12 protein-coding genes are annotated in these 12,652 nt (G+C 62.3%); 3 read left to right on the top strand and 9 right to left on the bottom strand.

Features of this window, described 5'->3' with window-relative positions; genetic code table 11:
- The 3 genes from D8U71_RS01770 to inhA form a co-directional block, all read right to left on the bottom strand.
- Positions 1-1,100, bottom strand: a 1,100-nt coding sequence (locus D8U71_RS01770; protein WP_130887040.1) for a PAS domain-containing methyl-accepting chemotaxis protein, incomplete at its 3' end; no start/stop codon positions are given.
- Between the two features lie 102 nt (positions 1,101-1,202).
- Positions 1,203-1,994 (bottom strand): CPBP family intramembrane glutamic endopeptidase, encoded by a 792-nt coding sequence (locus tag D8U71_RS01765; RefSeq protein WP_130887038.1) that lies wholly within the window; start codon positions 1,992-1,994, stop codon positions 1,203-1,205.
- Positions 1,995-2,203: 209 nt separating this feature from the next.
- Positions 2,204-2,890, bottom strand: a complete 687-nt coding sequence (gene inhA, locus D8U71_RS01755) for an isonitrile hydratase (protein ID WP_130887037.1) — start codon at positions 2,888-2,890, stop codon at positions 2,204-2,206.
- Positions 2,891-2,979: 89 nt separating this feature from the next.
- On the opposite strand from inhA, the gene D8U71_RS01750 reads away from it, so the two are divergent.
- Positions 2,980-3,963: a GlxA family transcriptional regulator gene (locus tag D8U71_RS01750; protein ID WP_130887036.1), complete on the top strand. Its 984-nt coding sequence runs from the start codon at positions 2,980-2,982 to the stop codon at positions 3,961-3,963.
- Here D8U71_RS01750 and D8U71_RS01745 read toward each other — a convergent pair.
- Positions 3,932-4,819, bottom strand: coding sequence for an alpha/beta hydrolase (locus D8U71_RS01745; RefSeq protein ID WP_130887035.1), 888 nt, complete (start codon positions 4,817-4,819; stop codon positions 3,932-3,934). The two genes, D8U71_RS01750 and D8U71_RS01745, sit on opposite strands and share 32 nt — an antisense overlap.
- A gap of 114 nt (positions 4,820-4,933) precedes the next feature.
- On the opposite strand from D8U71_RS01745, the gene D8U71_RS01740 reads away from it, so the two are divergent.
- Positions 4,934-5,542, top strand: a complete 609-nt coding sequence (locus tag D8U71_RS01740; RefSeq protein ID WP_241664190.1) for a hypothetical protein — start codon at positions 4,934-4,936, stop codon at positions 5,540-5,542.
- On the opposite strand, the gene D8U71_RS01735 is transcribed toward D8U71_RS01740, so the two are convergent.
- The 4 genes from D8U71_RS01735 to D8U71_RS01720 all read right to left on the bottom strand — a co-directional run bounded on the left by D8U71_RS01735 (position 5,514) and on the right by D8U71_RS01720 (position 9,929).
- Positions 5,514-5,903 (bottom strand): hypothetical protein, encoded by a 390-nt coding sequence (locus D8U71_RS01735; protein WP_125927194.1) that lies wholly within the window; start codon positions 5,901-5,903, stop codon positions 5,514-5,516. The two genes, D8U71_RS01740 and D8U71_RS01735, sit on opposite strands and share 29 nt — an antisense overlap.
- Before the next feature lie 311 nt (positions 5,904-6,214).
- The gene (locus tag D8U71_RS01730; RefSeq protein ID WP_125927195.1) at positions 6,215-8,041 is read right to left on the bottom strand and encodes a glycoside hydrolase family 15 protein; all 1,827 of its coding nucleotides are present in this window, start codon (positions 8,039-8,041) and stop codon (positions 6,215-6,217) included.
- Entirely contained in the window at positions 8,034-8,834 is an 801-nt protein-coding gene (locus tag D8U71_RS01725) for a glucose 1-dehydrogenase (RefSeq protein ID WP_125918444.1), read from the bottom strand. Before D8U71_RS01725 ends, D8U71_RS01730 begins: the two co-directional genes overlap by 8 nt.
- A gap of 90 nt (positions 8,835-8,924) precedes the next feature.
- Entirely contained in the window at positions 8,925-9,929 is a 1,005-nt protein-coding gene (locus D8U71_RS01720) for a family 2 encapsulin nanocompartment cargo protein terpene cyclase (RefSeq protein WP_130887033.1), read from the bottom strand.
- A gap of 244 nt (positions 9,930-10,173) precedes the next feature.
- Here D8U71_RS01720 and D8U71_RS01715 point away from each other — a divergent pair, with 244 nt between their 5' ends.
- A complete protein-coding gene (locus tag D8U71_RS01715) occupies positions 10,174-11,346 on the top strand; it encodes an MFS transporter (RefSeq protein WP_130887032.1) in 1,173 nt (390 codons plus the stop codon).
- A gap of 111 nt (positions 11,347-11,457) precedes the next feature.
- On the opposite strand, the gene D8U71_RS01710 is transcribed toward D8U71_RS01715, so the two are convergent.
- Complete coding sequence (locus D8U71_RS01710; protein WP_130887031.1) at positions 11,458-12,591, bottom strand: cupin-like domain-containing protein; 1,134 nt, start codon at positions 12,589-12,591, stop codon at positions 11,458-11,460.
- Between the last annotated feature and the right edge of the window lie 61 nt (positions 12,592-12,652).

Below are 12,652 nucleotides of genomic sequence, written 5' to 3'. Positions count from 1 at the left end.
AGGTTGGTCTGGTCGGCGATGCCTTTGATCACGTCGACCACGCCGCCGATTTCGTCGCTGTCCTTGGCCAGTTGCGTCACGGTCAGGCCGGTTTCGCCGACGACCACCGACAGGCGCTGGATCGCTTCACGGGTTTCGCCGGCGATGTCGCGGCCGCGGCCGGTCAGGCGGTTGGCTTCCTGGGTGGCGTCAGCGGTGCGCTGTACGTGGCTGGCGACTTCCTGGGTGGTGGCGGCCATCTGGTTGACGGCGGTGGCGACCTGTTCGGTTTCCACGCGCTGGCGTTCCAGGCCGGTCGAGCTGTTGTGCGCCAGGGCGTCGGACTGCTTGGCCTGATCGGTCAGGTGCTCGGCGGTGTCCTGCAAGCGGGTCAGGCAGGTTTTAAGGCGTGCTTCCTGGCTGAGAATCGACATTTCCAGACGCGCCTGGGCGCCACGGCTGTCGGTGTACATCTGCGCGATCAGCGGGTCGGAGGTGGTCTGTTCGGCCAGGCGCAGCAGGCGCTTGAGCCCGCGTTGCTGCCATTGCAGGCCCATCAGGCCCAGCGGCACCGACAGCGCTGCGGCGAGGGCAAAGCCCCACTGCGAGTTCAGCGTCGCGCCGATCATGAAGCTCAGCTGGCTGACCAGAATGAACGGCAGCCAGTCCTGCAGGAGCGGCAGCCATTTGTCCGTCGAAGGAATCGCCGACTTGCCCTGGTTGATGCGTTGATAGAGCGCTTCGGCGCGGCGGATCTGTTCGGCGGTGGGCTTGACGCGCACCGACTCGTAACCGACCACCTGGCTGCCATCGAACACCGGCGTGACGTAGGCGTTAACCCAATAGTGGTCACCGGATTTGCAGCGATTCTTGACAATGCCCATCCATGGCAAGCCTTGTTTCAATGTGCCCCACATGTGCGAGAACACCGCCGACGGCACGTCAGGGTGACGGACCAGATTGTGCGGCGCACGGATCAGTTCCTCTCGCGAAAACCCGCTGATTTCAACGAACGCGTCGTTGCAGTAGGTGATCATGCCCTTGGCATCGGTGGTGGAAATCAACCGTTGCTGAGCTGGAAAGGTCCGCTCGCGTTGTGTAATGGGCTGGTTGTTACGCATGGTTTTTCAATCCGCAAGGCTTTGAATGGTTGTCGGCGCCGACAGGTTTTTATTGAAGTTTTTTTTCAGATTCAAGTACGCCGTCGCAAAACCGCGCTTGCGTCAACTGGCCAGCATCGGATAGGTGAACAGGCCGAAGTGCAGCAGGTTCAGGCCGAAATGGGTGGCGATCGCCGCGCCCAGTCCGCCGAAACGGTAGGCCAGACCATAGCCGACCCCGGCCAGTCCCGCCAGCAACACCCAGGTCCAGCCAGCACCGGCATGCACCAGACCGAACAATAGCGATGCCGACAGCAGTGCGAGGTTGTCGCCGTAGGGCAGGTGCTTGAAGCGACGGCTCAGCCCGCCCTGTAGATAGCCGCGAAACAGCGCTTCCTCGACCAGCGTCACCAGCAGCAGATTGTTCAGCACCCACAGCCAGGCCTGATCCGGCCACTTCGGCGCCCAGGCGATTACGCCGAGCAACAATGCGCCGCCGAGGGCGAGAATCGCGCACAGCGTCAGGGCGAGGGCGGTGGCATAGACCGTCAGGCGCAACGAACGCCGCGCGACGATCCATGGACAGACCAGCAGCAACCAGAAGCCCACCAGCGGTTTGTCGAGATTGAGGTACATCGCGAACGGCACGGCGTTGTCAGTGAACCGTTGCGGATTGATTACTCGGCCGTTGGCGAAGCCCGGCAGCCAGTGCATCGCCAGTGCCACGGCCAGAACGATGAACAGGCCATGGCCGAGCCAACGCGCGACTGGCACCTCTTGCTGACGCACGGCGAACGCGGCGAACAGCAAAAGCCCCACGGAGATCAATGCCAGCCAACCGAGCTGGCCGTAGCTCAGGGCCAGTCCGTAACCGAGGCCGAGCAGCGCGAGATAGAGCCAGGGCAGCGCCTTCATCGAAAGTCCTTGTGCGAGATTTCTGGAAGGGGCTTTCTACACGGGCGAGTGAGGTGGGACAAGTGAAGGTGTGGCAGTCATGCCAGACACAAATCAAATGTGGGAGCGAGCCTGCTCGCGAAAGCGGTCTTCCAGATGACGTCACTGGCGACTGACACTCCGCCTTCGCGAGCAGGCTCGCTCCCACAGGTTTTGCATTCGGCTGGATATCAGCGCAGGCCCAGTTTGGCCGCCGCGCGCTCGGTAATCTCCGTACGCAACTTCAACGAAGGCGCCGCGCGCAACCGCGCTTCATCGACCACCGCGCTCGGCGCCACGCCCGGGCTCCCAGCGTTGAACGGCGGTGCCGGGGCATATTCCAGTTGCAACTGCACCAGTTGCGCCGTATCGGCATCGACCAGTTCCGCCGCCAGCACCAAGGCGAAATCGATGCCAGCAGTGATTCCGCCACCGGTAAACAGATTGCCGTCGCGTACCACCCGATCCTTCACCGCAACCGCGCCCAGGGTCGGCAGCAACTGGTGATACGCCCAATGCGTGGTCGCGCGCTTGCCCTGCAACAGACCCGCCGCGCCAAGCACCAGCGAGCCGGTGCACACCGAGGTCACGTAACGTGCCTGCGCGGCTTGGCGTTTGATGAAATCCAGCGTCTGCTGATCCTCCATCAGCGGCCCGACGCCACTGCCGCCGGGCACGCAGATCACATCCAGATCCGGACAATCCTCGAAAGTAGTAGTCGGTTTCAGCAGCAGGCCGGTGCTGGACGTCACCGGCATCAGGTCCTTCCAGATCAGGTGCACCTGCACGCCGGGCAACGAGGCGAGTACGTCGTAAGGGCCGGTCAGGTCGAGTTGCTGAACCTGCGGGAATAACAGAAAACCGATCTGCAGCGGCATCGTTCTTGCTCCGTTGAAAGAAGTGGACGACTGCACTGTAGGCGCGTAGGTTCTGGCGCATACGCCAATCACCCCACGAATTACGCCAAATGCCTAAAGCCATTCACGTCCTCGCGTTCGCCAACATGCAGATTCTCGATGTTACCGGGCCGTTGCAGGTGTTCGCCTCGGCCAACGATCTGGCTCGCCAGCGCGGTTTGCCCGCGCCCTATGCGCCGAGCGTGATCGCCAGCGGCGGCGGGGCGGTGCTGTCATCGGCGGGGTTGGCGGTGCTGGCCGAGCCGTTGCCACAAACGCCCAGCGACACCCTGATCATCGCCGGTGGCTGGGGCATTTATCCCGCCGCCGAAGACTCGCAACTGGTCGACTGGGTGCGCGAGCACGGCACTCATTGCCGGCGCGTGGCTTCGGTGTGCACCGGGGCCTTTCTGCTCGCCGCCAGCGGCTGGCTCGATGGCCGCCGCGTGGTCACCCATTGGACGCGCTGCGAGCAACTGGCCGCGCAACATCCCAATCTGCGCGTCGAAGCCAATCCGATTTTCATCAACGACGGCCCGGTGTGGACTTCCGCCGGGGTCACGGCCGGTATCGATCTGGCGCTGGCCATGGTCGAAGAAGATCTCGGCCGCGACATCGCCCTCGACGTCGCCCGGCACCTGGTCGTCTTCCTGAAACGCCCGGGCGGGCAGTCGCAATTCAGCGTGACGCTGTCGCTGCAACAACAGGGCAACCGCTTCGATGAACTGCACGCCTGGATCGCCGAGAACCTGACCTGCGACCTCGGCGTCCCGACCCTCGCCGAACAGGCCGGCATGAGCGAACGCAGCTTCATCCGCCACTACCGCGCCGACACCGGCCAGACCCCGGCGCGGGCGATCGAATTGATCCGCGTCGAAACCGCTCGACGACTGCTCAGCGATACCGGTTTGCCGATCAAACGCATCGCCGGCAATTGCGGCTTTGGCAGCGAAGAGACGCTGCGGCGCAGTTTTCTCCGTGCCATTGGCGTGACACCGCAGGCTTATCGGGAGCGGTTTTCGGTCAGCGTTGCAGCAGATCCAGTATCGCCTTGAGGGTTTCCTGCGGCGCTTCTTCGGGAATGTTGTGGCCGACACCCGCCAGCACGCGCCGCTCATAGAAGCCGCTGAAATGTTCGGCATCTCCATCAATCAGCGAAGGCGGGCCGACGCCATCATCGGCGCCGCACAGCGAAATGCTCGGCACGCTGATCACCGGCTGTGTGGCCAGCGCTTCCTCCATCCACTCCAGGGCTGGATCGCCCGGGGCGTAGCCGAAGCGATGCCGATAGGAATGAATCACCACGTCGACGAAATCAGGATTATCAAAAGCGCCAGCGGTCAGCGGGTAGCGTTCATCCTTTCGCGCCCATGTCGGCGACCACAGCCGCCAAAGCAACTGACACAACTCCCGGCGATTCTGCTTAAGTCCCTCGACGCCACGCGGCGTGTGGAAGTAGTACTGATACCAGAGCCGATGCTCGTCTTCGGGGTCCAACGGCTGGTTCGCATGGGCGATGTCCTGCACGAGGTAGCCGTCGCCGCTGACCAGCCCGCGCACTCGCGCCGGAAACAACGCCGCGACAATACACGCCGCCCGACCGCCCCAGTCATACCCGCAAAGCGTGGCCTGTTCGATGCCCAGCGCATCCATCAGATCGAGCAAGTCCTGCGCCATCGCAGCTTGCTGGCCGGAGCGCAGGGTTTGCGCACTGTTGAACCGGGTCGGCCCGTAACCGCGCAAGTACGGCACGATGACGCGGTAGCCTCGCGCGGCCAGCGCCGGGGCGACTTCGTCGAAGGCGCGCGGGGAATAGGGGAAGCCGTGGAGCAGAATCACCGGGGCGCCGTTGTTCGGGCCATGCTGTTCGTAGGCAATGGTCAGAAAAGGGGTAAGGACTGACTGAATCATGACTGTCAACTCCGTGCAAACGTCTTCCAAACCCTAGACCATCGGATAGACTGCGCAGCTCATTCTGTCGACTGGCTTCAAGGACGATACATGTCACTCAAAACGCTGCTTGTTATGTTGGCACTTGTCGTGATGCTGACCGGTTGCGCATCGCCGCTACCGGCATTGCCGGACACCCCGCAGCGCCGTGAACTGATGGAGCGCATGTTTGCCAAGTCGACGATCATGCTGTCCTTCAAGGCGTTGGACGCACGATCCGCCACCGTGCCGGGCGAACCGCAACGCCAGCTCAGCGCCGATGAGGCATTGGCCAGCCATAAGCAACAAATGAATGTAGACCTGCCGGCGGCGTACTGGGAGCAGCGCCGTGCAAACCTTGCGCAACTTATCGATGCCAGAGCAAAAGGTGAAGCCATAGGTCTGGCGGCATACAAGCAGAAGTACTTCGAGCAATTATCCCTGGCACCGACGCCAATGCTCGCGGCGCTGGCCAATGCGCCGAGGATGGACGCGCTGGCAGAGTTTCCATTGGTGCTGCCCAATGACCATCAGCTCAGTTACTTCTACCTGATGACCGTTGCGGATGAAACGTTTTGGGAAATCGAGCAGTTCTACCAGCACATGGCCGATCTGGACGCCCAGTACGGCGTCTGTGCCCTGTACCCGGATTGCTACCGCCCGGACTTCCGCACGGCTAAGCCTCAAGCTCCGCGACCTGATTGAAATACTTCGTCCGATCCGGCGTAAACGTCACCTTCATCTTCGTCCGTGAGCACGTCAGCGCACGCTCCTGCGCCAGATCGATATCCAGATCTTCGCCACGCAGTCCCTGCCACTGCGCCAGATATTTCAGTGAGCCGTATTTCTCGTTTTTCTTCAGGCTGCGACTGACGCCACCCTTCCAGCCAAGCACCGGCAATTCGCCGGCCAGGCAGCGCCGGGCCAGTTCGGGAAAGCGTTCGGCGCGCTGGCGGCCGATTTCCCAGCATTTGATCAGGCCTTGGTCGGCGGCTTCCCATAGCTGGGTGCGGCTCAGCCCGGTGCGAGGAGGGGAGTCGATGGTGCGCTGGACGTGATGAGGCATTCCGGTTCCTTGAATTCGGGTGTGGTTGGACAGCTCCGCTGTGCCCGTTGCGTTGGATGGTAGGTGTGGATGTAACGGCTGGCAACAAGGTATTTCGGCGTGTAAGCGTACGTTGCGCGAAGCGTTTCAACGTAACGTGTGTGGCTTTTGTAGGCGCAGTTTTTACACAGACTGTCGCCAGACGTAAACGGCGCACGGGTTCGACGACGGGGATGGGCCTGAGCCAGTTGTCTGGCATGCAGGCCCGTTGTGGAAACATACCTGTCGATCAGAGATCGGTCTGACAAGCGCTGGCGAAAAAGCGCTCACCGCTACGGCTGCCAGGAACTCTTCTCGCCACTCAGCTTGCGGTCAAGAAAACTCGCCGCACTGATCAACGCCAGATGCGTCAGCGCTTGCGGTGTGTTGCCCAGGTGCCGCCCATGGCTGTCTAACTCTTCGGCGTACAGCCCAAGCGGATTGGCATATCGCAGCAATTGCTCGAACTCCAAGTGGGCTTTTTCCACCTGCCCGGCGCGGGCCAGGCATTCGACATACCAGAACGAGCAGGCGGCGAACGCGCCTTCGGTGCCGCTGAGGCCATCGATGTTGGCGTCTTCGTTGCGATAGCGATAGACCATGCCGTCGCGCACCAGGGTTTTTTCGATCGCTTCCAGAGTCGACAGCCAGCGCGGATCCTTGGCGCTGACGAAACGTACCAAAGGCATCAGCAGCATCGAGCCGTCCAGCGCGGTGCCGCCCTTGTACTGGACGAAGTGCCCGCGTTCCTCATCCCAGAAATTGTCCCAGATGTCGGTGTAGATCGCTTGCCGGGTCTGGTCCCAACGGGCGAACGGTGCCGGCAGCGAACGCTTGGAAGCCAGGCGGATGGCGCGGTCCAGCGCCACCCAGCACATCAGCCGCGAGTGCAGGAAATGATGGGTTTCACCGCGCATCTCCCAGATGCCTACATCTTCGCTCTGCCACGTCTCGCAGACCTGATCGACCACTTCGCCGACGTGCCGCCAGCCTTCGTGGGAAATCGCGTCGCCGTACTTGTTGACCAGATACACGGCGTCCATCAGCTCACCGAAGATGTCGAGCTGGATTTGGTCATAAGCGCCGTTGCCGATGCGCACCGGTTGCGCGCCGCCGTGACCGGACAGGTGCGCGAGTTCGGTTTCCGGCAGTTCCTGCTGGCCGTCGATGGCATAGAGGATGTTGAGTTTCATCGGTTTGCCGCAGCAATCGCTGACCCGTCCGCGCAGCCATTGCATGTAATGGTTGGCTTCGTCGACAAAGCCCAGGCGCATAAACGCATACACGGTGAACGAAGCATCGCGGATCCACGTGTAGCGGTAATCCCAATTGCGCTCGCCGCCGGGAGTTTCCGGCAGGCCGAAAGTGGCAGCGGCGAGGATTGCACCGTGGCGGCGTGAGGTCAGCAGCTTCAGGGCGAGGGCGGAGCGGTTGACCATTTCTCGCCAGCGTCCGCGATAGTTGGATTGGCCGATCCAGCCACGCCAGTATTTAAGGGTGCGCTGCATGCACAATTCGGCAGCACCTTCGGCAAAGCGCGGATCGTCGCTGCCGCCGAGCATGAACGCCGCGGTTTCGTTGTGCTCGAGGGTGAATTGCGCGACGGCCGCTTGCGCGTCGATCTGCAGTGCCTGATCTGAAGCCAGGCGTATCGACGGCTGGCCAGCGGCGTGGAATGTCACGTCCTTTGCGTCCATCTTGGCCCGGGTGTCGGCGCGACCATAGTCGTGGCGCACTGCGCAACGCAGGTTGAACGTTGCTGAGCCGCTGACTACGCGCACCCGGCGCATCAGCAGGGGCAGGGCGTCGACATCGTCACCGATGGGCAGCAGATCGGTGATTTCCACCACCGCGTGTTCGCTCAGCCAACGGGTCTGCAAGACGTTGGTGTCGGGCAGATAAATCTGTTCCCGGCGTGCATCCGGCAAGTCCGGCGCGAGCTGGAAAATCCCTGCTTCAGGGGTGTCGAGCAGCGAGCAGAAGATCGTCGGGCTGTCGAACTCCGGCCAGCAGAAAAAATCCACGCTGCCCTTGTCGTTGACCAGTGCGGCGCTGCGCATGTCGCCGATGATGCCGTGGGCACCGATGGGACTTTGTTGTTCCACTTCAGGCTCAGCCATTGCCGCGAAACTCCGGATAGAGGCTCATCCCGCCATCGATGAACAGGGTGGTGCCGACGATGTAATCGGACAGGTCGGAAGCGAGGAAAACCACTGCGTTGGCAACATCCTCGACATCGCCAATGCGTCCATAGGGAATCAACTCAAGAAGTTTTTCGCCGGCCGCGCCTTCAGTGGCTTCTGTGTTGATGGCCGTGCTGATCGCACCGGGCGCGATGCTGTTGATACGGATGCGCTGGTGGCTGACTTCCTGGGCGAGGCTCTGCATCAACTGATCGACGCCGCCCTTGGACGCCGCGTAATTGACATGCCCGGCCCATGGAATGCGCTGGTGCACCGAGCTCATGTGAATGATCTTGCCCGCCGCGCGCGAAACGCCTTCGCGCACGCCCTGACGCTGGAAAATCCGCAACGCCGCCCGCGCGCAGAGGAACTGCCCGGTGAGGTTGACGCCGATCACCGTGTTCCAGTCGTCGAGCGTCATGTCCACGGCTGCAGCGTCTTTTTGCAGGCCGGAATTGGCCACCAGAATATCCAGCGAGCCGAAGGCTTCGACGGTCTCGGCGAACAACCGCTCGACATCTTCTTCTTTTGAAACATCCGCGCCGATGGCGAGGGCCTTGCCGCCTTCGGCGTTGATCTGTGCAGCCAGTTCTTCGGCGGGTTCGGCGCTGCTGTTGTAGTTGATCACGACCGCAGCGCCGGCCGCAGCGAGTGCTTTGGCGGCGGCATGGCCGATGCCGGAGCTGGCGCCCGTGACCAGCGCCACCTGATGAGCGAGGGAAATCTGCATGACGATTCGCGCCTTGGTTCCAGAGACTTAAGTAGCTGACTGATGGCCCGTGGCGAGAGTTCATCTGCAACCATGAAAAGTTCGCCAGCTTCAGACCTGATAGCGGCCACTGCTGCGGTGCCATTCGACGTTGCCGGCCAGCCAGCTCTTGAGTCCGCGCAGGTAGCGTTGGAGTAGCTGCGAGGCGTGCGGCAATACCGCCCGTTCTGCCGCCTCATACAGATGCATGATGTCATCGTGAACGGCAGCACTTTGCGCCATGGCCTGCGCGGGGGCGCAGCCCTGTTCTTGGATCAGCAACAAAGGCAGGTTGAAATCGCCGATACCGGCCTGCTGTTCCTTCAGCGCGGAAAACAGATCATTGGCAATGATCGTGGCGCTGGCGGCCAGCGCCGTGACGCGCCGCACCTCAGGTGCGCTGTATTCGTTGGCGGGCAATTCATACCCGCCGATGATGTCGATCAGCGACAGGCACGGCAGGAAACTGTTGACCTGACGCTGAGCCAGATATTCCCAGAGCGCGGGCGTGAGCCCTTCGATACGCCAGGCCGCTTCGGCGGTCATGGTGACGAACATGGCAATGATTTCATGGCGTACGCGGGCAACCTGCGCCGCGGTCGCGAAAGTCTCGACCCGCCTCAGATAGGCACGCAGCGCGACCAGCACCGGATCGCCGCTCAAGGCCTGCTCGAGCCCCGGGCGAAACCGTGCGCTCAGGTAAACCGGTTCCAGCGCCGCCAGCGCCAGGGAAAGGCGTGGCCCGACCATTCTGGGTTCGGACCCGGTTCGCTCATCGTCGCAGTAGTAGTCGTCCACGGCGAACAACGCGGCGAAACATTGCGCCGCGAGCAACAGCCGATCGGGCTCATCGGTGTCGGTATGACACAGCATGGCGAAGCGCCCGAAACCCATGGCGCGGACCTTGTCGTGCCGACCCGGGAAAATCCCCACCCGCTCGATCCACGGCATCAGCCGATCATCCACCTCGTCTGCCAGCGCGGCATTGTTGCGAAAGGGCGCCAGGCCATACAGGGCGGGGACGGCCCAGGGCACTTTGTCCGCTTCGGGTGAGACGAACATTGACGATTCGTCCATGGCGAGACTCCTGAGTGCGTTTGCAGGGTTCACGGTGACACATGAAGGTCCAAGGCCTCATCAGAGCGCAAAAGGCAAGGGACCACACCTGTCAGGTCTGACAGGTCAGCGTGGGTTTTCGACCAGTGGTCATCGTCGTTCAGCGCTGGAAAGATCAGTGGCCTTCACAGACCGCTAACAATTGCGCGCTTCCACGGCATTCAAGCCTATGGCAACTTGGCCGCCCCTGATGAGGCTGCAATCGATGGCAAATCCCTACCGCGAATTGTTCACCGCCCCCGGCGCCCGTGCTTTTGTACTGGCCGGGATGCTGGCGCGCATGCCGATTTCGATGACCGGCATCGGCCTGATCACCATGCTTGCGCAGTTGAACCGCGGTTATGCGCTGGCGGGTGCGGTGGCGGCGACGTTTGCCTTGGCCACGGCGTTTTGCGCGCCGCAGGTATCGCGGCTGGTGGACCGTTATGGGCAGGGGCGGGTGCTGCCAATCGCAGCGCTGACCGGTGGCGGCGGGTTATTGATGTTGCTGCTGTGCACGCGTTTGCAGGCGCCGGACTGGACGTTGTTCGTCTTCGCCGCGCTGGCCGGGTGCATGCCGAGCATGTCGGCGATGGTGCGGGCGCGCTGGACCGAAATCTACCGGGGCCAGCCGCAATTGCAGACGGCGTATGCGCTGGAGTCGGTGCTCGACGAGGTGTGTTTTATCGTCGGGCCGCCGCTGTCGGTGGGGCTGTCCGTTGCGGTGTTTCCCGAGGCCGGGCCGCTGGCGGCGCTGTTGGCCCTGGCCATCGGCGTGACGGCGTTTGTCGCCCAGCGCAGCACCGAGCCGCCCGTGCACGCGCAGGAGTCGCAGCATCAGGGCTCGATCATTCGCTCGACCGACGTGCAATGGCTGCTGGCGTTGATGCTGGCGATGGGCGTGATCGTCGGGGTCATCGATGTGGTCAGCGTCGCTTTCGCTCAACATCAGGGCCAGCCGGCAGCGGCGAGTATTGTTTTGTCGGTATACGCGATCGGCTCATGCCTGGCCGGCATCGCCTTCGGTGCGATGCGTTCGAAACTGCCGTTGCCGCGCCTGTTTCTCTACGGCGGCGTGGCGACGGCGGTGACCACGCTGCCGCTGCTTTTGGCGAGCAACATCCTTGGCTTGTCGATCGCGGTATTTATCGCCGGGCTGTTCTTTTCACCGACGTTGATTGTGGCGATGGCGTTGATCGAACGCATCGTGCCGCCGGCCAAACTGACTGAAGGCCTGACCTGGCTGGTGACCGGGCTGAGCATCGGCGTGGCGATCGGCGCTGCTGGCTCCGGCGCGCTGGTGGATGCGTTTGGCGCGCGTAGCGGCTTCTGGCTGGCGATTGCGGCGGGGGCGGTGGTGCTGGTTTCAGCGTTTCAAAGTTTCCGTCACTTGAAATGAAATTCCACTGTGGGAGCGAGCCTGCTCGCGAAGGCGGTGTGTCAGTAAATATCTTCATACCTGATACAACGCATTCGCGAGCAGGCTCGCTCCCACAGTTATTTTGCGGTGTTACCAGCCGCGTCCTGAGTTAACCCAGAAGTTGACAGATAGCGACGTCGACACCGACTCCACCTGATGGAACCAGCCCTCTGGCAAAAACAGCAGATCCCCAGCCTCCAGCGTCACCCGCAAAAACGTCACCTCCCGCGCTGCCGGGAAACGTTCATAGTCCGGCGCGTCCGGGTTGAAATCGCAGCCATCCAGGCCACCTTTGGGCGCGGTCGACCAGGTGCCCAGCGCTTCGCGGTGATGCGGCGCGGCGAGGGTGAATTTCTTCTGGCCCCAAACCTGGGCGAAGAGGTTGTCGGTGTCATCGCGGTGCAAGGGCGTCAGCGTGCCCTTGGGGCCGATCCAGATACGTGGCGGAATGAACAGCGACGTGTCGAAGTAGGGCGGGTACTGGATCTGTTGCAACAACTGCGCGGGCAGGATGTTGTTGCCCATGTACGCCGGCGGCTCGCCGTCCGCGCCTTTGCCTGCCGGGCTGTCCAGCGAGGCTATGAATTCGGCCATCGAGGTCGAGCGGAAATCACGCTCGGTGGAAAAGGTCTTCTTCACGTAATCGCCATGGCGGGTGATGCCTTGCAGTTCAGCGAAATGCACCAGCGATTCCTCACGGCTCAGGCTGAACAACGGCCAGTCGTGCAGGGCATTGCTGATCACCAGCGGAATGCCGTTGGGCAGATAACGGGTTTCGAATTCGTGCCGGCTCAACTCGGCGCGCACACGGCGTTCGACGCTGGTCTGGCGAGGCAGCGCGGCAGTGAGCTTTTCGCTGAAGCGTGGCGGCGTCGGGTAGCGCTTGTTCATGTCGACCTTTTCCACCGTGCCGCCACCTTGGCGGGCGTGGTCGATGATCTGCGGCAACATCGTCGCCAGGCCCATGTTGCCGCCAATCTTCAAGCGACCGCTGGCGAACAGTTCCTCGACGTTGACCACGCCGGCCATGATCCCGAGAAAATCCTTTTCCGCGACTTCGATGGTCACGTCCGGACGCGGGTGGCGCCCGACTGCCGTGCGCTGGCTGGTCTTGATGTCGTACCAGTACGCCTGCTGCGCGCTGAAAATGAACTGGAAAACCCCCTCGATGCCGACCGCGCCGGCGTTGGCGAACAACTTGCCCAGAATGCTCTGCAGGTCCACGGTGATTCCCTCGCGATTGTTGTTTTTTTCCTGAACAGGCAACGAGCGGCTGGCGGGGGAA

The sequence above is a fragment of the Pseudomonas sp. Sample_21 genome, from assembly GCF_004307525.1.
In the GTDB taxonomy this organism is placed as follows: Bacteria; Pseudomonadota; Gammaproteobacteria; order Pseudomonadales; family Pseudomonadaceae; genus Aquipseudomonas; species Aquipseudomonas atacamensis.
The sequence above is the reverse complement of the archived record's forward strand: the minus strand, read 5'-3'. Positions and strand labels throughout refer to the sequence as shown.